The sequence below is a fragment of the Mycobacterium ostraviense genome (assembly GCF_002705925.1).
Taxonomy (GTDB): Bacteria; Actinomycetota; Actinomycetes; order Mycobacteriales; family Mycobacteriaceae; genus Mycobacterium; species Mycobacterium ostraviense.
Genome location: NZ_NKRE01000001.1, coordinates 3,412,231 through 3,430,701, shown reverse-complemented (window position 1 = coordinate 3,430,701; position 18,471 = coordinate 3,412,231). Strand labels below are relative to the sequence as shown.

Here is an 18,471-nt window from a genome sequence, read left to right as displayed (position 1 = left end):
GGCGGGCTCTCCGACTTCGTCGTGAAGTCACCGGGAGTTGCCGGCGTTCGTCCCTGATGTTGCCCGGCGCGGGTACGGGCACGGGGAGAAGGTGCACTGCATGTCAGTCGAGTTCTGTTTGCTCGGCGACGTCGCGGTGCACGTCGACGGGCAGCGGCTCGACATCGGTCACGCGCGGCAGCGCTGCGTGCTGGTCGCGTTGCTAGTGGACGTCAACCACCCGGTTGCGGTGGACCATTTGGTTGATCACGTGTGGTCGGATCATCCGCCGCACCATGCTCGAACTCGTTGGCCGGGTACGTGTCTCGACTGCGGAGTCTGTTTTCGGACACCCAGGGAGTGACGCTTGCCCGCGAGCCGGGCGGATATGTGCTACGGACCGACGCAATGTCAGTGGACCTGCATCGGTTCCGGCACGTGGTACGTCAAGCTCGGGGCAGCCGGGAGCCGCTGCAAGCCGCCGACCTGTTCGAACGCGCTCTGAGCATCTGGCGTGGTGAGCCGTTCGCCGCGCTGGACACACCATGGATCAACGGCCTGCGCAGCACGCTGCCGGGCGAGCGGCTGGCCGTGGTGTTGGACCGCAATGACGTCGCATTCCGGGTGGGACGCCACAGCGAGGTGCTGGTGGAACTCACCGCAGCGCATGCCGCTCACCCGCTCGACGAGCGCCTGGCCGGACAGCTGATGCTGGCCCAGTACCGCGGTGGCCGACAGGCGAATGCGCTGGACACCTACCGGCAGATGCGGCAGCGGCTTGCCGACGAGCTCGGTGTCGATCCCGGCGCCTCGCTGGACCGGGTGCACCAGCAGATTCTTTCCGGCGACGAGCAACCGCCGGGCCGGGCATTGACGCCCCACCTGGTGCCGGATCGGCCGCATTCGGCGCTGCTGCGGCGAGCGACCAGCTTCGTCGGCCACAAACACGAAGTGGCGCGCGTGATCGAGTCGATGGCCGAAGGTCCGCTGGTGACGTTGACCGGAGTCGGCGGCGTCGGCAAGACCCGGCTTGCGCTGGAGGTCGCGCGGCGCGAGCAAGACTGTTTCAGTGATGGCGTAGCCACCTGCGAACTGCCCCCGCTGGAGCATGGCGCAGCGGTCAGCCACGCCGTCGCGACCGCCTTGCATCTGCAGCAACAGCCGGGGTTGGGCATCAAAGGAATCGGTGATCGAATACCTGCGGTCCCGCGAGGTGCTTCTGGTCGCCGACAACTGCGAGCATGTCGTGGAAGCGGTCGCCAAACTGCTGGCGCGGATCATCCGGCACTGCCCGAAAGTGGCGGTGCTGGCGACCAGTCGCCAACCACTTGCGATCGACGGCGAGCGGATTGTGGTGGTTCCGCCGCTGACCGTCGACGATGCCACCCACTTGTTTGCTGACCGAGCCCGAGCGGGCCGGCCGGATTTTCATCTCCAAGATCAGCCGGAAGGCGCGGTCGCGGAGATCTGCCGGCTGGTGGATTGCCTACCGCTGGCAGTGGAGCTGGCGGCGGCCCGGATACGGGTGATGAGCAGTACCGACGTCATCCGGCGTCTCGACACTCTTGGTGTGTTGCGCGGCGGCGCACGCGGCAGCCTGCCGCGCCAGCAAAGCATGTCCGCCGCGATCGACTGGTCGTATCAGCTGCTCACCCAGGCTGAACAAGCCCTGTTTGTGCGGCTGTCCGTCTTCGCCGGGAGCTTCGACCTGGATGCCGCGCACGGCGTGTGCGGCTCGGACGGCGACGTCGCAGAGGACACGCTGGACCTGCTCGCCGGTCTGGTCGACAAGTCGATGGTGGTGGTGCGCAGCGTCACCGACCGGACGCGCTACGGCGTCCTGGAAACCCTTCGGGCCTTCGGCCGCGAGCACCTGCGCGAGGCCGGACTCGCCGATACCTATGCCGCCCGGCATGCGGCCTACTACACCGAATTGGCCGAGCGCGCCGCGACCGGACTGCACGATAGCCAGGAGCGGGACTGGGTCGAGCGGATGATGCCGGACTACGACAACCTTCGCGCCGCGTTCGAGCACGCGATGGCCGACACCGACACCGAGCTTGCCCTTCGTCTGGTCGCGGCATTACCCGAGCTTCTCGGGCTACGCATTGGCTACGAAATGGCCGAGTGGGCCGAACGCCTGATCACTGTCACTCGACCCGAGCATCCGTTGTTCGCCACAGCCGTCGGGGTGGCGGCACGCGGCGCCTGGGCCCGCGGCGACTATGCCCTCACGCGCGGTCGCTGGCGGGGGTCGCCCAGGGGCGAGTGCCCGGCCCGGGTACCGCACGGGTGGCCTACCCGGCAGATGTACTGGCCGACGTCATTTTCTTTGAAGGCGATTCGCAGTGGGCCCTGGATTACTGGGACGGCGAGGTGACCCGCGCGCGCTGATGCCGGCCCGATCCGACTGGTGTGGACGCTGTATGAGGTTGCGGTCTGTTCGGGTGCGCTGGGCAAACCGGACTATGGCCTGCCCGCTGCGCTGGAGGCGGTGACGCTCGCCGAGCGCACCGGCAACCCGACGGCACGGTCGATGGCCTACTTTGCCCTGGGCTACCTGCTCAAGAGATCGGAGCCGGTGCGCGCGACGGCCCTGTTCGACAAGGCGGCGCAGCTGGCTGCGGCGGTGCAGAACTTCTGGCATAGCGGCACCGCATTGATGTCGGCCGCAGCTACCCGCGCCGTACACGGTGATCCCATCGAGGCGGCGCGGATGTTCATCGAGGTGCTCGACCATTTGGACCGGGTCGGAGACTGGTTCGAGCAAGGGGCGGCGCTGCGGTACATCACGCGGTTGTTTGGTCCGATTGGGCGCCGACGACGATGCCGCCTTCCTCCACTGCGCGTTTATCAAGGCGGGCATGCCGTCGCCGTTGCGCGACGAACAATGGGAGATTCTGGTCGACCGTTTGGGCACGGATGGATTCGAGGCGCACCGCGTCTCAGTCAGCGACAGCGCCGCGATGGTGGCTCGGGCTCGGTCGAGTCTGCACCGATACGTCACTCCCGTTGGGTGAGGCGCGCCAGCTCGGCCAGCTAGGACCTGCAGATCACCCGGAGTGCTTGTGCCGGAAGTACTCCACCGTGCGACGCACACCCTCGGCCAGCTCCACCCGGGGACGCCACCCCAAAACCCGTTCGGCCAAGCCGATGTCGAGGCAGGACCGCTGCAGATCGCCGAGGCGGTCCGGGTGGAACTCCGGGTCGTCGGGTCCGCCGACGGCCGCCGCCACCGCCGAATGCAGTTGCCGGTCCGACGTTTCGATGCCGGTACCGACGTTGAAGCGCTGCCCACCGCCCGCTTCGCCGGAGGCCTTGACGAAGGCGTCCACCACGTCGTCGACGAACACGTAGTCGCGCGTCTTGCCGCCGTCGCCGAACACCTTGGTGGGCTTGCCCGACAGCAGCGCCTGGGCGAAGATCGCCATCACGCCCGCCTCGCCGTGCGGGTCCTGGCGGGGGCCGTAGACGTTGGCCGGCGCGATGTGCGAACAGTCCAGACCGTACAGATGCCGGAAGGTGTTCAGGTAGATCTCCCCGGCCACCTTGCCCGCGGCGTACGGCGACGCCGGATCGGTGGGCACCGTCTCGGGAGTCGGGTACACCGGCGGGACGCCGTAAATGGACCCGCCCGAGGAGGTGTGCACGATCTTGCGGACCCCGGTGCGGCGTGCCGCTTCGGCCAGCCGCACCGTGCCGATGACGTTCACCTCTGCGTCGAATTGCGGGTCGGCCACCGAATGTCGGACGTCGATCTGCGCCGCCAGGTGAAACACCACCTCCGGTCGGTGCTGGTCGAGGATGTCCTGCAAATCGGCGGTCACAATGTCGGCCTCGACGAAAACGTGTCCGAGGTGCTCGGCGAGGTGCTCGAGGTTGGTGGCCCGGCCGGTCGCGAAATTGTCCAGCCCGACCACGGTGTGACCGTCGGCGAGCAGACGGTCGACTAGCGTCGATCCGATGAAACCGGCTGCCCCGGTGACGAGTGCGCGCACCGGCCCACCATACAGAGTGGCGTTGGCGGCCGCGCTGCTCATCGCGGCACAGCTGGCGGTTCGTGCGGTGCTGGCATTCGGCGGTTACTTCTACTGGGACGATCTGGTCCTGGTCGGGAAGGCCGGCACCCAGGGCCTGTTGTCGCCGTCGTATCTGTTCGACGACCATGACGGACACGTGATGCCGGGTGCTTTCCTGGTTGGCGGCGCGATCATCCGGGCGGCGCCACTGATCTGGACCGGCCCGGCAATCAGCCTGATGGTGCTGCAGCTGCTGGCTTCGCTGGCATTGCTGCGGGCGCTGCGAGTGATCCTGGGCTGGCGTCCGGTTCTGTTGATTCCCTTGACGTTCGCGTTGTTCACCCCGCTGGGGGTGCCCGGGTTCGCGTGGTGGGCGGCGGCGCTGAACTCCTTGCCGATGCTGGCGGCGCTCGCTTGGGTGTGCGCCGACGCGGTCCTGCTGATCCGCACCGGCAACCCGCGATACGCGGTGACCGGCGTACTGGTTTACCTCGTCGGTCTGCTGTTCTTCGAGAAGGCCGCGGTAATCCCGTTTGTCGCGTTCGCGGTGGCCGCCCTGTTGCGTCACGTCGGCGGCGACCCGAGGGCGCTGCGGACGGTATGGCGGGCGGGCTTGCGGCTGTGGACGCCGGCACTGGCCCTGACCGCAACCTGGGTGGGGCTGTATCTGGCGGTGGTCAACCAGAAACGGTGGAGTTCGGACCTTTCGATGACGTGGAATCTGCTGTGCCGCTCGATTACCCACGGCATCGTGCCGGGCCTGGCCGGCGGGCCCTGGCGCTGGGATCGCTGGGCACCGTCGTCGCCGTGGGGCACGCCACCGCCGGCGGTGATGGCCCTCGGCTGGTTGGTGTTGCTTGGCATGCTGGGGCTTTCGTTGATCCGCAAGCGGCGCATCGGCGCGGTCTGGTTGACCGCGGCGGGCTATACCGTCGCCTGCCAGGTCCCGATCTATCTGATGCGCTCGTCACGGTTCACCGCGCTCGAATTGGCCCAAACTCTAAGGTATTTCCCGGATCTCGTGGTTGTGCTGGCGCTGCTGGGCGCTGTCGCGTTCGCCGCGCCAAACCGGGAAACGCCTTGGCTGGACTGGCTGGACCCCTCACCGCTGCGCGCTGGGGTGACGACCGGCCTGACTGTGCTGTTCCTGGCCAGCAGCCTGTATTCCACGGCGACATTCCTGGCCAGGTGGCGCGACAACCCAACCAAGGTGTACCTGCAGAACGCGAAGGCCAGTCTGGCTGCGGCACAGGCTGATTCGAATGCGCCGTTGCTGGATCAGGAAGTCGACCCGCTGGTGCTGCAGCGGGTGGCCTGGCCGGAGAACCTGGCCAGCCACATGTTCGCCCTGCTGCGCGGCCGGCCCGAATTCGAAACGGCGACAACACGATTACGCATGTTCACCAGCTCCGGCAGCCTGGTCGACGCGCGAGTGACCTGGGTCCGCACGATTGTTCCCGGCCCGCTGCCGCACTGCGGCTATTTCACCCAGCCGGACCAGCCGACACGGCTGCTTCTCGACGGCCCGCTGCTGCCGGCCGACTGGACCGTCGAACTCAACTACCTGGCCAACAGCGACGGATCGATGACGCTGTCGCTGTCCGACGGACCCGAGCGGAAGGTCCCGGTGCATCCGGGCCTCAACCGCGTCTACGCCCGGCTGCCCGGCGCCGGGGACGCGATCACGGTGCGGGCCAACACCACCGCGCTGTCGCTGTGCATCGCGTCGGGTCCGGTGGGTTACCTGGCGCCCAGTTGATGGTGCAAACCGGACAAACGGGGGTGACGACCCAGCTACGCCACGCGTTTGCCGGGTTCGACAAAGTGGACGTCGGCAACGACGGCAACGGCACGTTCGGCGGCCACGGCGGACTTGCGGGCCCGGCCGGGCCCTCTGACCAGGCCGGGATAAACGGTCACCGTGAGCTTCAACGCCTCACTAGCTCATCCCGCTCAGCACGGGACCGTCTCAGCGGTGCGACGACTGCCCGCGCTGTCGGCAAGAATCAGGCGGTATCGGTATTAATTTAACCGCGATACCTATCCGCGCCCTTCAAGCCGTCGAACACGAACAGGCAGGGTCATTGCCCAGTCTGACCTGCAAAGATGGAGCCGCCTGGGGGAATCGAACCCCCGACCTATTCATTACGAGTGAATCGCTCTACCGACTGAGCTAAGGCGGCTGTACCCGATGACGCCATCGCGCCGGGCGGCACGAGTCTACGGCAGGCGGGCAAATCACCCAAGCTGTTGGCCGATGGTGGCCACCATGGCGTCGACCGCGAACTTGGGTTTGACGTTGATCGCCAGCGCTTCGCGGCAGGCCAACACGGCCTCAATACAACGCAACAGCCGATCGGGTGTGGCATGTGCGGCCAACGCCGCGGCCCGGTCGGCCATGTCCGGGTGATTGGCAGCTACCGCGGCCGCGTTCACCGACACCAGCAACGCGTCCCTGAAATAGCCCGCTAGGTCGATCAGCGCCCGGTCCAGCGCATCCCGCGAGGCGCGGGTGTGACGGGATTTCTGGCGTCGTTCCAGCTCTTTGATCGCACCCGTGGCGCCGCGCATCGCCCCGGCGGTTCCTTTACCCGTGCCGCCGGCCCCCAGCGCCGTGCGCAGCTCTTCCGTCTCGGCCTCGGCCCGGTCCGCGGTCAGCACCAGCGCCTCGGCCTCGGCGGCGGCGACCAGCTCCTCGGCAGCGGCGTAGGCGCGCGACGGCGTCACGGCGTCACGCGCCAACCCCAGCGCCCGCTCCCGTCGCTGCCGGGCCTCCGGGTCGGTGGCCAGCCGCCGGGCCCGTCCCACATGACCGCCGCTGACCGACGCCGCCCACGCCGCGGTTTCGGTATCCAAACCGTCGCTGTCGGCCAGCACCTGGGCGATCGCCGCGGTCGAGGGCGTCACCAGCGCGACATGCCGACATCGGGATCGCAGCGTGACCGCGATGTCTTCGGGGTCCACCGAGGGCGCGCACAGCAGGAACACCGTCGATGCCGGCGGCTCCTCCACCACCTTGAGCAGCGCGTTGGCGGCACCTTCGGTCAGCCGATCGGCATCCTCGATCAGCACGATCTGGCGGTGTCCGGTGGTGGGCTTCCGGGATGCGATCTGCACGATGGCCCGCATCTCGTCGACGCCGATGGACAGGCCCTCGGGAATGACGCGTCGTACGTCGGCATGGGTGCCGGCCATCGTCGTCGCGCAGGCCCGGCAGCGTCCACATCCGGGACCCCCGTCCTCGGGATCCCCGGTGCATTGCAGCGCGGCCGCGAAGCACAATGCCGCCACCGACCGGCCAGAACCCGGTGGACCGGTGATCAGCCACGCGTGTGTCATATTTCCGTCGCCGGCGAGGCTGTGACGGTTGTCACCACGAGCCGACCTGGCGGCGGCGATCAGCTCGTTTTTCACCGCGTCCTGGCCTACCAGCCTCGTAAACACCCCGGACATCATTGGTGCACATTATTAGTCCCTGCCGACAGAGACCGATTGGCCGCCGTTTCGCGACCATCTCGTAACCTTTCGACGCTTCGGCCGGTCCGCGGCGACGTGCCGGGGCGGCCGTAAGTTTCCGGCCAGTCACTACCGCCGGATACGGTGGGCTCGTGGCTACCGTGGCAGCATTGCCCAGGCGGATCAGCGCGTTCGTCCGGTGGGTGGTGCGCACCCCGTGGCCGGTGTTTTCGCTGAGCATGCTGCAGTCCGACATCATTGGGGCGCTCTTCGTCCTCGGCTTCCTCCGCTACGGCCTGCCACCGGGTGATCGGATCCAGCTGCAGGACCTGCCGCGCCTCAACCTGGTCATCTTCGTACTGTCGGCGCACGTCGTGTTTTTCGCCGGGGTCGCGGCGAACTTCAAACTGCTGGTACCAGTTTTCCGATGGCAGCGGCGCGACAACCTTCTCGCCGAGGCTGATCCGGCCGCCACCGAGCTGGCCCGCAGGCGCGTATTGCGGATGCCCTTCTACCGAACCGCGATCAGCCTCGTGGTGTGGGCCATCGGAAGTGTGGTCTTCATCGTCGCCAGCTGGTCGGTGGCCCGCTACGCCGCGCCCGTCGTCGTGGTCGCCACGGCGCTGGGGGCCACCGCGACCGCGATCATCGGCTACCTGCAGTCCGAGCGGGTCCTGCGGCCCGTCGCGGTGGCCGCGCTGCGCAGCGGCGTGCCGGAAAACCTGCGGACACCCGGCGTCATCCTGCGCTTGATGCTGGCCTGGGTGCTGTCCACCGCGGTGCCGCTGCTGGCGATCGTGCTGGCGGTGGTCTCCGACAAGATCGCGTTGCTGCACACCACACCGGAGAAGCTGTTCGATCCCATCCTGTTGCTGGCATTGGCGGCGCTGGGCATCGGGTTCGTCAGCACCCTGCTGGTGGCCATGTCGATCGCCGATCCGCTGCGCCAGCTGCGCTGGGCCCTCTCCGAGGTACAGCGCGGCAACTACAACGCTCACATGCAGATCTATGACGCCAGCGAGCTCGGCTTGCTGCAGGCCGGCTTCAACGACATGGTCCGGGACCTGTCCGAGCGGCAGCGGCTGCGTGACCTGTTCGGTCGCTATGTCGGCGAAGACGTGGCCCGCCGCGCCATCGAGCGCGGCACCGAGTTGGGCGGTCAGGAACGCGACGTCGCGGTGTTGTTCGTGGACCTGGTGGGCTCCACCCAGCTGGCCGCCACGCGACCGCCCGCCGAGGTGGTTCATCTGCTCAACGAGTTCTTCCAGGTGGTGGTCGATACCGTCGGCCGGCACGGCGGCTTCGTCAACAAATTCCAGGGCGACGCCGCGCTGGCGATCTTCGGCGCACCGATCGAACACCCCGACGGTGCCGGCGCCGCGTTGTGCGCCGCGCGGGAACTGCACGACGCGCTCATCCCGGTGCTGGGGTCGGCCGAATTCGGAATCGGGGTGTCGGCGGGACGGGCCATCGCCGGCCACATCGGCGCGCAAGCCCGTTTCGAATACACCGTGATCGGCGACCCGGTCAACGAGGCCGCGCGACTCACCGAACTGGCCAAGCTCGAAGCGGGCCACGTGCTGGCGTCGGCCATCGCGGTCAGCGGCGCGCTCGACGCCGAGGCGCTGTGCTGGGATGTCGGCGAAGTCGTCGAGCTGCGGGGGCGCGCCGCACCCACCCAGTTGGCTAGACCGCTGAATCTGGCTGCGCCCGAAGAGGTTTCGAGCGAAGAGGTGTCCAGCGAGATGCGCGGCTAGGATGGCCCGACACCGTCCGCACTACCGACGCGATCGCTGCTGGCACAACAGCGCCGCGAGTTCCTCGCGGCTTGTCACGCCTGTTCTGGCCATCGCGCGATAAATATGTCCCTCGACGGTGCGAACGGATAGGATCAGTCGCTCGGCAACCGCGCGGCCCGACAACCCCTGCCCGAGTAGCATCGCGATCTCGCGTTCCCTGTCGGTGAGCGGCAACCGTTCACTAGTCCGGCATAGCGCCGGGGTGCTGGCGCCGCCGCACTGTTCAGCAAGCGCCGCTGCTCGCGTCGAGCAGCGCAGTCAGCACAAGTTTCGCCGCGGCGCGCTGGGCGATCTGCTGCCAGGCGAATACCGACAGCCCATCCAGCAGATGCGCGTCGTCGACACCGACAACGACGGGGGCGCCGTCCGGTGCGGCGATCAGCGCCTCGATCACGGCACGGGCCAGCTGCAAATTACCGCCGTCGGCCGGTACCGCCCATGAGGAGAGGGCGCCGAATGGCAAATTCTGACCCGCCGTGGTGCCGACAACCTAACGCACGATGCAGCTTTCGGATGCGGCAGCCTCCAGCGCCTCGCGGGCTACTCGGCTCTTGCCGACGCCCGCGGCCTCGCACACGGGAATGCCCGCTGAGTCCGGATCCGCAATCGCGGCCCCGATGCTCCGCAACTCCTCGGCGCGGCCCGAAAGCGGCCACGACAAACGCACCGGGACAGCATAGGAGCACCTCGGTAAAGTCACCACAAATCTCGTCGATTTGCCGTGATCGCAATCGAGCCGGTGCAGCCTAGCCAAGCGTCTCCCAGAAGTGGGTAAGAGCCTCCGCGCTACGAGCCGGGTCCGGCACCATCCACCAGTGTCCGAGCCCATCGAGCACCTCGGTGCGGGCTCCGGCCTGGCGCGCGGCACGGCGACGGAGTTCCTCGGAGCCGATGTAGGGGTCCTCGGTGGCAAGTAGCGACAGATCCGGCCGGGCCGCAGCATTCTCCAGTGCACGGCCCGCCTCGGCCATCGCGGGTTGGCGCGCCGAGCGGTACAGCGACAGGATCACGCGGCGCTGGCGGCATCGACTGTGCGCTGACGGCGCCGAGCGTGCCGTCAGGGCGGCCGATCGCGGCGGTTCCCGCCCTCCATACACTCTCAAAGCCGCCACGGCACACTCGATCCGGCGACATGACAGCCGATTCGGTGAGCACGTAAGACATCCCCCGAACGCCCGCCGTCACAAGAGGTTCGAGCGAAGGAGCGGTATCGGCGTGCCGATAACAGAGCCCAAGGTGTGCGTGGGCAGCCAAGGCTGCGCAAGAGGACATCGTTGACCAGCCCCATTCGTGGTCACCTTGGCTTGTCGCTCAAAGACGGGCAAACTGGGTACCGACTCCGCCTGAGATCCATGTGAAAGATCTGATCGCGGCGGCCCGGACCAGGCAGATCACCTGCGAAAGCCTCCGAGAACCCACAGCTGTTGGCTCACTTGCGAACCTGGCGCTAAGGACGCTTGGCAGCCTTCCTAGCCGGCGCCTTGCGGGCGGTCTTTTTGGCGGTCCGCTTGACCGGGCCGCGGGCCCGTCGGTCGGCCAGCAGTTCGGCGGCGCGTTCGTCGGTGATCGTCGCGACGTCGTCACCCTTGCGCAGGCTGGCGTTGGTCTCACCGTCGGTGACGTAGGGACCGAACCGCCCGTCCTTGATCACCATCGGATTGCCCGACGCCGGATCGGTGCCCAGTTCACGCAGCGGCGGAGCCGAAGCGCTTTGCCGCCCAGGGCGTTTCGGCTGAGCGTAGATCTTGAGCGCTTCGTCGAGGGTGATGGTGAAGATCTGGTCTTCGGTCGCCAACGAACGAGAATCCTTGCCGCGCTTCAGGTATGGCCCATAACGTCCGTTCTGCGCGGTGATCTCCTCACCCGACTCGGGATCCACGCCCACAACCCGGGGCAGCGACAGCAGCCTCAGCGCATCCTCGAGCGTGACCGTCTGCAGATCCATGCTGCGCAGCAGCGAGCCGGTGCGGGGCTTGGCGGCGGTCTTCTTGCCCTTCTTGGCCGGCTCGGCCGCCGGTTCCGGGAGAACCTCGGTCACGTACGGCCCGTAACGCCCGTCCTTGGCGACGATCTCGTGGCCGGTCTGCGGGTCGACACCCAGCACGCGTCCCTCTTGCGGGGTGGCGAAAAGCTGCTCGGCCACCTCGAGGGTCAGCTCGTCGGGCGTGAGCGAGTCGTCGAGGTTGGCGCGCTGCGGTGCCGGCTCACCGTTGTCGCCGGTTACCATGCGCTCCAGGTACGGCCCGTTCTTGCCCACCCGAACGTAGACCGGACGGCCTTCGGCGTCGTCGAACAGCTTGATGGAGTTGACTTCTCGCGCGTCGATGCCTTCGAGGTTGATGCCGACGAGTTTCTTCAACCCCCCGGAGCGGGCCACCGAATCAGCCACGCCGTGCTCGCCGCCGAAGTAGAAGTTGTTGAGCCAGTTGGTGCGTCGCTCGGTGCCGGCGGCGATCGCGTCGAGCTCGTCTTCCATCGCCGCGGTGAAGTCGTAGTCGACCAGGCGGCCGAAATGCTGCTCCAGCAAACCGGTTACGGCGAACGCCACCCAGGACGGCACCAGGGCGCTGCCCTTCTTGTGCACGTAGCCGCGGTCCTGGATGGTCTTGATGATCGACGAATACGTCGACGGGCGCCCGATACCCAACTCCTCGAGCGCCTTGACCAGTGAGGCCTCGGTGTAGCGCGGGGGCGGATTGGTGGCGTGACCGTCGGGCGTCAACTCGACGGCGGCCAGCCGCTGGCCCGGACTCAGCTGCGGCAGCCGCCGCTCGGCGTCGTCGGCTTCGCCGCCGACCAATTCGTCCACGGTCTCCACGTAGGCCTTGAGAAAGCCCGGGAAGGTCAGGGTGCGGCCGCTGGCGGCGAACACCACCTGCTGCTGGCCGGCCATGCCTTCGATCCGCAGGCTCAGCGTGGTACCGCGCGCGTCGGCCATCTGCGAGGCCACCGTGCGCTGCCAGATCAGCTCGTAGAGCCGGAATTCGTCACCGTCGAGTTCGCGGCGGACCGCGTCCGGGGTGGCGAACGTCTCACCAGCCGGCCGGATGGCCTCGTGCGCCTCCTGGGCGTTCTTCACCTTGCGGGTGTACTGACGCGGTGCCGCGGCCACGTACTCCTCGCCGTAGAGCTGACGCGCCTGAGTACGCGCGGCGTTGATCGCCGACTCCGACAGCGTCGTCGAGTCGGTACGCATATAGGTGATGTAGCCGTTCTCGTAGAGCCGCTGCGCGATGCTCATGGTGCGTTCGGCGGAGAATCGCAGCTTGCGCCCGGCCTCCTGCTGCAGCGTCGACGTCATGAACGGCGCGTACGGCCGGCGGGTGTAGGGCTTTTCCTCCACCGACGCCACGGTCAGCTGCGCGCCGTCCAGACGCGTGGCCAGCGCGGTGGCGCTCCCTTCATCGAGGACGACGACCTCCGCCGAACTAGACGCGCCTTTGCGCAGCTGACCCAGTGAGTCGAAGTCGCGGCCGGTGGCGACCCTGCGGCCGTCCACAGTGGTCAGTCGGGCGGCGAAGGTGGGCGGCTGGGCCTTCGGGTCGGACACGCTGGCGTCCAGCATCGCAACGATGTCCCAATACGACGCGCTGCGGAACGCCATCCGGTCGCGCTCGCGCTGGACGATGATTCGGGTCGCCACCGACTGCACCCGGCCCGCCGACAGCTTGGGCGCGACCTTCTTCCACAGCACCGGGCTGACCTCGTAGCCGTAGAGCCGATCCATGATGCGCCGGGTTTCCTGCGCGTCGACCAGGTCGATGTCCAGCTCGCGGGGGTTGGCGGCGGCCTCGAGGATGGCCGGCTCGGTGATCTCGTGGAAGACCATCCGCTTGACCGGTATGCGCGGCTTCAGGGTTTCCAGCAGATGCCAGGCGATCGCTTCACCCTCACGGTCACCATCGGTGGCCAGATAGAGTTCGTCGACGTCTTTGAGCAGGCCTTTCAGCTCGCTGACGGTGCTTTTCTTCTCCGGGCTGATGATGTAGAGCGGTTCGAAGTCGGCGTCGACGTTGACCCCGAGCCGGGCCCACGGCTCGGACTTGTACTTGGCGGGCACGTCGGCGGCCGCCCGAGGCAGGTCGCGGATGTGGCCTCGCGACGACTCGACGATGTATCTGGGCCCCAGGTAGCCGGCCAATTTGCGCGCCTTGGTGGGCGACTCGACAATGACAAGTCGCCGGCCGCTCCCGTTGCCGCTGCTACTACGGCTGCCGGAGCTTCGAGGGCCCCTAGTCTTCGGCTCAGCCAACTGCGGTTACGCTCCATCTCTGATCCTGGCTCCCCACGGAACCGCCCCCGGTAGGAAGAGTGCCAGACCGGCACTGAATCTCAGGTGAAATTCCGGTACGCCACCGTCCCCTCGCCCGTGGGCACCTGACAATTTCGCACCCTTGGGCGCGCCTGCGCAAACCGGCTACCTGAGACACCAGCGTCGGCGGGCCCTCAGACCCGTGGCCACTGAGCCAACGCATCGGGGCTGTCCGGAGGTTCCCCCACGTTCTCTACCAGGCGCGATAGCCTGCGCCGGCCACTGACCCGCAACGCCGGCCGGGCGCCTCGGGTGCCGATCAGGGTGGGCGCGATGCCGACCCGCATCAGCGCCGACGCCAGCGGCGAATAGGTGTCGGGAGCGTGCGGATCGAGGCCCAGCAGATAGCGGTCGGCTTCCGGGCTGCCGGCCGCCAGCGTCCACGCCCGCAGCTCCCGCGGCCCGGGCAGCCATCGCGGGGGCACCGTCTTCACCGCACCGCGGGTCCAGGCCGCGGCGATCGGGCGCAGCGTCGGATCCGCGGCGGTGCGCACCAGGGGGGTGTCCTCGTCGGTACGGGCGATCTCAGCGACCAGGCCGGCCTCGCGCATCATTTCGGCGAGACCGACGGCTCGCCACAGTTCGCTGACAACCACCGACAGCCGGGCACCCGTGCCGACCATGACGATCTGGCCCGAGGCCGCCAGCACTCCGGAAAGATCGTCCACCGCGGGCGGCACGGACTCCGCGGCGAAGAAGGAAAGCTGGCTCACGCCACCGACAGTAGGCCAGCGAGTCGATCCGCGGCTGCTGCGTATCCGGCGCGGCGGCCAGGTGCGGTGCCGCTGGGCCCCGGCCGAGCTTGCCGAGCAGACACAGCAGCCGCTTGCGCCTCGCGCGACCTGGTGCACCTGAGGTAACGAAAACCCCCCGGCCCGACCCGCTGTGCGGGCTGCGCCGGGGGGTTCGTCAGAACCGCTCGGATCAGAGGGAGCGGACTCCGGTGGCCTGGGGGCCCTTAGGGCTGTGGCCGATTTCGAACTCGACCTTCTGGTTCTCTTCGAGGGTGCGGAAGCCCGAACCCTGGATCTCCGTGTAGTGGACAAACACATCCGCGGAACCGTCCTCGGGGGCGATGAAGCCGAACCCCTTCTCCGCGTTGAACCACTTCACAGTTCCCTGTGGCATTTCTCGATCTTTCCTTTTCTTCTGGGTGCGGTGCACCGCCTCTCGGTGCCCCGGGCCAAGCTGCGACCGCCATACCTCGCAGAGTCGCCGGAACTTAACCCGACCGATAACCTCGCAGGAACCGCGGCCGCAACGTCGATCCTGCGAAAGTTTGACACGAACACAGAAGCTGCGACCGCAATCAGTCAACCATGTTCGTCGCGTCGGCGACAGACTTCTGTCGTGGACGAGTTGTCGAAGGGTGTGTTAATGGCGAGTTTCGGCAGCGAACTGCTCGCCGCTGCACTCGCCGGTACCCCGCCCGGCGAGTCTCCGCTGCGCCACCTGGCCGAGCTGCCGCCGCAGCCTGGCCGACCAACCGGTTGGCCGGAATGGGCCGCCCCCAACGTGGTTCGCGCGTTCGTCGACCGCGGTATCACCGTGCCGTGGTCGCACCAACTCGAGGCCGCCGAACTGGCGCACGAGGGCCGGCACGTGGTGGTCAGCACCGGCACGGCGTCGGGAAAGTCACTGGCCTACCAGCTGCCGGTGCTCAATGCGCTGGCGACGGATCCGCGGGCCCGGGTGCTGTACCTGTCGCCGACCAAGGCGCTGGGCCACGACCAGTTGCGCGCGGCCCATGCGCTGACCGCCGCCGTCCCGGTCAACGACGTCGCCCCCACCGCCTACGACGGCGACAGTCCCGCCGAGGTGCGGCGCTTTGCGCGCGAACGATCGCGCTGGCTGTTCTCCAATCCGGACATGGTCCACCTGTCGATACTGCGCAACCATGCCCGCTGGGCGGTGCTGCTGCGCGGGCTTCGTTTTGTGATTGTTGACGAATGTCATTACTACCGTGGAGTTTTCGGCTCGAATGTGGCGATGGTGCTGCGCCGGCTATTGCGGCTGTGCGCCCGGTACTCGGCCGAGCCGGGTTGCGGCCCGACGGTGATATTCGCCAGCGCCACAACGGACTCCCCCGGCCAGACCGCCGCGGAACTCATCGGCCAGCCGGTCGCGGAGGTGGTTGACGACGGGTCGCCCCAGGGGGCGCGCACGGTGGCGTTGTGGGAGCCCGCCCTGCGCACCGATCTGACCGGGGAGAACGGCGCCCCGGTTCGACGATCCGCGGGCGCCGAGGCGGCGCGGCTGATGGCCGACCTGATCGCCGAGGGCGCACAGACGCTGACGTTCGTGCGGTCACGCCGCGCTGCGGAGCTGACCGCGCTGTGCGCCCGGGCGCGGCTCGACGACGTCGCCCCGGAGTTGTCCGGCCTGGTGGCGTCGTATCGGGCCGGATATCTGGCGGAGGACCGCACCGCGTTGGAGCACGCGCTGGCCGAGGGCCGGTTGCGGGGGCTGGCCACCACCAACGCTTTGGAGTTGGGTGTCGACATCGCCGGGCTGGACGCGGTGGTACTGGCCGGCTTCCCCGGGACCGTTGCGTCGTTCTGGCAGCAAGCGGGACGATCCGGCCGACGCGGTCAGGGCGCGCTGGTGGTATTGGTCGCCCGCGACGATCCGTTGGACACGTATCTGGTGCACCATCCGGCCGCGTTGTTGGGCAAGCCGGTCGAGCGGGTGGTGATCGACCCGGGCAACCCCCATCTTCTGGGTCCGCAATTGCTGTGCGCCGCAGTCGAATTACCCCTCGAAGAGGCCGAGGTACGCTCGCTGGGCGCGGTGGAGGTGGCTGCTGGACTGGTCGACGACGGGCTGCTGCGCCGGCGGGGCGGCAAGTACTTCCCTGCCCCGGGAGTGGAACCCCATGCGGCAGTGGACATTCGGGGCTCGATCGGCGGCCAGATCGTCATCGTGGAGTCCGGCACCGGGCGGCTGCTGGGCAGTGTCGATACGGGCCGGGCACCGACTTGCGTGCATCCAGGCGCGGTTTATCTGCACCAGGGCGAAAGCTACGTCGTAGACTCGCTGGATTTCGAGGAAGGGATCGCCTTCGTCCGCGCCGAAGATCCGGGGTATGCCACATTCGCGCGCGAGGTCACCGATATTGGCGTGACCGGAACCGGTGAGCGGTTGGAATATGGCGCCGTCACGCTGGGCCTGGTGCCGGTGACCGTCACTCATCAGGTCGTGGGATATCTGCGCCGCCGGCTCAACGGAGAGGTGATCGACTTCGTCGAGCTGGATATGCCCGAACAGGTGTTGCCCACGACTGCGGTCATGTACTCGATTGCCCCGGATTCCCTGGCCCGCAAGGGGATTGATGCGCCACGGATTCCCGGGTCATTGCATGCCGCCGAACACGCGGCCATCGGGCTGCTGCCGTTGCTGGCCAGCTGCGACCGCGGTGATATCGGCGGGCTGTCCACCGCGATCGGGCCCGACGGGCTGCCAACAGTTTTCGTCTACGACGGCTATCCGGGCGGAGCCGGGTTCGCCGAGCGCGGCTTCCGTCGGGCCGGCACCTGGCTGGAAGCCACCGCCGCGGCCATCGAGGCCTGCGAATGCCCGAACGGATGCCCGTCGTGTGTGCAATCGCCCAAATGCGGCAACGGCAACGACCCACTAGACAAGGCGGGGGCTGTGTCGGTGCTACGACTGGTGCTTGCGGAGCTAGCCTTGAGCTAGCGCGTAGTCCTTGAGTAAGCGTGTCGGCTGGGGAGGATAGGGCAAAGGCTTTACCCTGGCTGGGTTTGCGACCTCAACGCAGCTCAGCGGGAAAGGCCTTTGTGGTGAAGAAGATAACGCATGAACAGGGTCGGCGGAACATCACGCGCCGGCGGGGCAGGGTGGCAGTGCGCCATGCGCGGGCGGGGCACTGGGGCGCGCAGCCCGCGCCGATGCTGAACTCGGGCGCGGTGCGCTACGAGGTCGGCGCCAACATCGATGCCACCGCCTTCGGGGGGATCGCCGCGGTGCATCGGCTGGTCACCCGGTTGGGGCTGGTCGAACGGATCGACCAGGACCTGCAGTGTTGAAGGTGCACCTGCCCTATCACGAATCCGACCACGTGTTGAACCTGGCCTACAACGTGGCCTGCGGCGGCATCCGGCTCGAAGACATCGAGCGGCTGCGCCGCGACACTGCCCACCCGCACCGAGCTGACCCCCGCCCAGGTCGTGGCCTGCGCCCACGACCGCTGCGACCAGGAAAATGTCATCGAGCAGCTGAAAAACGGGGTGAACGCGCTGCGCATGCCGCTCTATGACCTGGTCTCCAACTGGGCCTACATGGTCATCGCCGCCTTGGCCTGGAACATCAAGTCCTGGTTCGCGATGATGCTGCACCGCAAAACCGACCGACGCGACATGATCGGCATGGAGTTCCGCCGCTTCTGCACCCAGGACATCCTCATCCCCGCCATGGTCATCCACCGCGCCCGCGGCATCACCATCCGGATCATCGGCTACCACCCCGCCCTGGACCGATTCTTCAGCGCCTTCAGCACCATCGAACGCACCCGCTACGGCTGACACCCGCGCCGCCCCTTCACTTCTCGCCCCATGCCACGCCCGCACCCGGCGGACGCCCTCGCCCGTGCCGCACCGGCACACTCCGCGTCGCCCCGCATGCCCACATACCCGAAAAAGCCACGCACAAGCGGGAATCCAGCTGAACCACGGCCGCTCACACACCCCTGACAGCCGTCCAACACCTCAAAGAACCGCCGCCGCCACCAACCTGATCCGCATCCCGCGCAATCCCGGGGCCAGCCGCCGCCGACTCGCTTATTTGAGGCCTAGGAGGGTGGTGTTTTACGGCCATTGCGGGGACGCTGGTTGACCGGTTGGGCTGTTGGGCAGGGCCTGTGTCGTCGTGAGTGCTTCCTAGCTCAGGT

General features: G+C 67.7%; 15 protein-coding genes, 1 tRNA gene and 3 pseudogenes. 8 read left to right on the top strand and 11 right to left on the bottom strand.

Annotation, left to right across the window (positions count from 1 at the left end):
• Positions 1-100 precede the first annotated feature (100 nt).
• The 4 genes from CDN38_RS30905 (at position 101) to CDN38_RS30895 (ending at position 3,022) form a co-directional block, all read left to right on the top strand.
• Positions 101-343, top strand: a complete 243-nt coding sequence (locus CDN38_RS30905; protein WP_233026901.1) for an AfsR/SARP family transcriptional regulator — start codon at positions 101-103, stop codon at positions 341-343.
• Entirely contained in the window at positions 340-1,380 is a 1,041-nt protein-coding gene (locus CDN38_RS30900; RefSeq protein WP_244307470.1) for an AfsR/SARP family transcriptional regulator, read from the top strand. The genes CDN38_RS30905 and CDN38_RS30900 overlap by 4 nt, the downstream gene beginning before the upstream one ends.
• Before the next feature lie 127 nt (positions 1,381-1,507).
• Positions 1,508-2,359 (top strand): ATP-binding protein, encoded by an 852-nt coding sequence (locus tag CDN38_RS33565; protein ID WP_497755997.1) that lies wholly within the window; start codon positions 1,508-1,510, stop codon positions 2,357-2,359.
• Positions 2,360-2,392: 33 nt separating this feature from the next.
• Positions 2,393-3,022, top strand: a complete 630-nt coding sequence (locus tag CDN38_RS30895; RefSeq protein ID WP_233026899.1) for a hypothetical protein — start codon at positions 2,393-2,395, stop codon at positions 3,020-3,022.
• 10 nt (positions 3,023-3,032) lie between these two features.
• Here CDN38_RS30895 and CDN38_RS15810 read toward each other — a convergent pair whose 3' ends face one another.
• Positions 3,033-3,977: an NAD-dependent epimerase/dehydratase family protein gene (locus tag CDN38_RS15810; protein ID WP_075510246.1), complete on the bottom strand. Its 945-nt coding sequence runs from the start codon at positions 3,975-3,977 to the stop codon at positions 3,033-3,035.
• Between CDN38_RS15810 and CDN38_RS15805 the strand changes: the two genes are divergently transcribed.
• Complete coding sequence (locus tag CDN38_RS15805) at positions 3,943-5,757, top strand: hypothetical protein (protein ID WP_075510247.1); 1,815 nt, start codon at positions 3,943-3,945, stop codon at positions 5,755-5,757. The two genes, CDN38_RS15810 and CDN38_RS15805, sit on opposite strands and share 35 nt — an antisense overlap.
• 35 nt (positions 5,758-5,792) lie before the next feature.
• Here the strand turns inward: CDN38_RS15805 and CDN38_RS31875 are convergent, their stop codons facing one another.
• The 3 genes from CDN38_RS31875 to CDN38_RS15795 form a co-directional block, all read right to left on the bottom strand.
• Positions 5,793-5,918, bottom strand: coding sequence for a hypothetical protein (locus tag CDN38_RS31875; protein ID WP_267888236.1), 126 nt, complete (start codon positions 5,916-5,918; stop codon positions 5,793-5,795).
• 187 nt (positions 5,919-6,105) lie between these two features.
• A tRNA-Thr gene (locus tag CDN38_RS15800) sits at positions 6,106-6,181 on the bottom strand.
• Positions 6,182-6,236: 55 nt separating this feature from the next.
• Positions 6,237-7,451: a DNA polymerase III subunit delta' gene (locus tag CDN38_RS15795; RefSeq protein ID WP_099319408.1), complete on the bottom strand. Its 1,215-nt coding sequence runs from the start codon at positions 7,449-7,451 to the stop codon at positions 6,237-6,239.
• 155 nt (positions 7,452-7,606) lie between these two features.
• On the opposite strand from CDN38_RS15795, the gene CDN38_RS15790 reads away from it, so the two are divergent.
• The gene (locus CDN38_RS15790; RefSeq protein ID WP_075510249.1) at positions 7,607-9,211 is read left to right on the top strand and encodes an adenylate/guanylate cyclase domain-containing protein; all 1,605 of its coding nucleotides are present in this window, start codon (positions 7,607-7,609) and stop codon (positions 9,209-9,211) included.
• A gap of 21 nt (positions 9,212-9,232) precedes the next feature.
• Here the strand turns inward: CDN38_RS15790 and CDN38_RS33035 are convergent.
• The 7 genes and pseudogenes from CDN38_RS33035 to cspA all read right to left on the bottom strand — a co-directional run.
• Positions 9,233-9,511 (bottom strand): annotated as a pseudogene (locus CDN38_RS33035) (response regulator transcription factor); the annotation flags it as partial.
• Positions 9,477-9,716, bottom strand: a complete 240-nt coding sequence (locus CDN38_RS15780) for a hypothetical protein (RefSeq protein ID WP_075510250.1) — start codon at positions 9,714-9,716, stop codon at positions 9,477-9,479. The pseudogene CDN38_RS33035 and the gene CDN38_RS15780, both read right to left, overlap by 35 nt.
• A 27-nt stretch (positions 9,717-9,743) precedes the next feature.
• On the bottom strand, positions 9,744-9,920 hold the full coding sequence (locus CDN38_RS29495) for a hypothetical protein (RefSeq protein WP_161951613.1): 177 nt from the start codon (positions 9,918-9,920) through the stop codon (positions 9,744-9,746).
• Between the two features lie 79 nt (positions 9,921-9,999).
• Positions 10,000-10,266, bottom strand: a pseudogene (locus CDN38_RS15775) (alpha/beta fold hydrolase); the annotation flags it as partial.
• A 434-nt stretch (positions 10,267-10,700) separates the two neighbouring features.
• Positions 10,701-13,505 (bottom strand): type I DNA topoisomerase, encoded by a 2,805-nt coding sequence (topA, locus tag CDN38_RS15770; protein ID WP_075510251.1) that lies wholly within the window; start codon positions 13,503-13,505, stop codon positions 10,701-10,703.
• Positions 13,506-13,699: 194 nt separating this feature from the next.
• Positions 13,700-14,278 carry a hypothetical protein gene (locus CDN38_RS15765; RefSeq protein WP_075510252.1) on the bottom strand — a complete coding sequence of 193 codons (579 nt, stop codon included), beginning with the start codon at positions 14,276-14,278 and terminating at the stop codon, positions 13,700-13,702.
• Positions 14,279-14,489: 211 nt separating this feature from the next.
• A complete protein-coding gene (gene cspA, locus CDN38_RS15760; RefSeq protein WP_007772268.1) occupies positions 14,490-14,693 on the bottom strand; it encodes a cold shock protein CspA in 204 nt (67 codons plus the stop codon).
• 249 nt (positions 14,694-14,942) lie between these two features.
• Here cspA and CDN38_RS15755 point away from each other — a divergent pair, with 249 nt between their 5' ends.
• Both CDN38_RS15755 and CDN38_RS33030 read left to right on the top strand, forming a co-directional pair.
• Positions 14,943-17,261: a DEAD/DEAH box helicase gene (locus CDN38_RS15755; RefSeq protein ID WP_075510277.1), complete on the top strand. Its 2,319-nt coding sequence runs from the start codon at positions 14,943-14,945 to the stop codon at positions 17,259-17,261.
• Between the two features lie 104 nt (positions 17,262-17,365).
• Positions 17,366-18,106: pseudogene (locus CDN38_RS33030) on the top strand (transposase).
• The last annotated feature ends 365 nt before the right edge of the window (positions 18,107-18,471 follow it).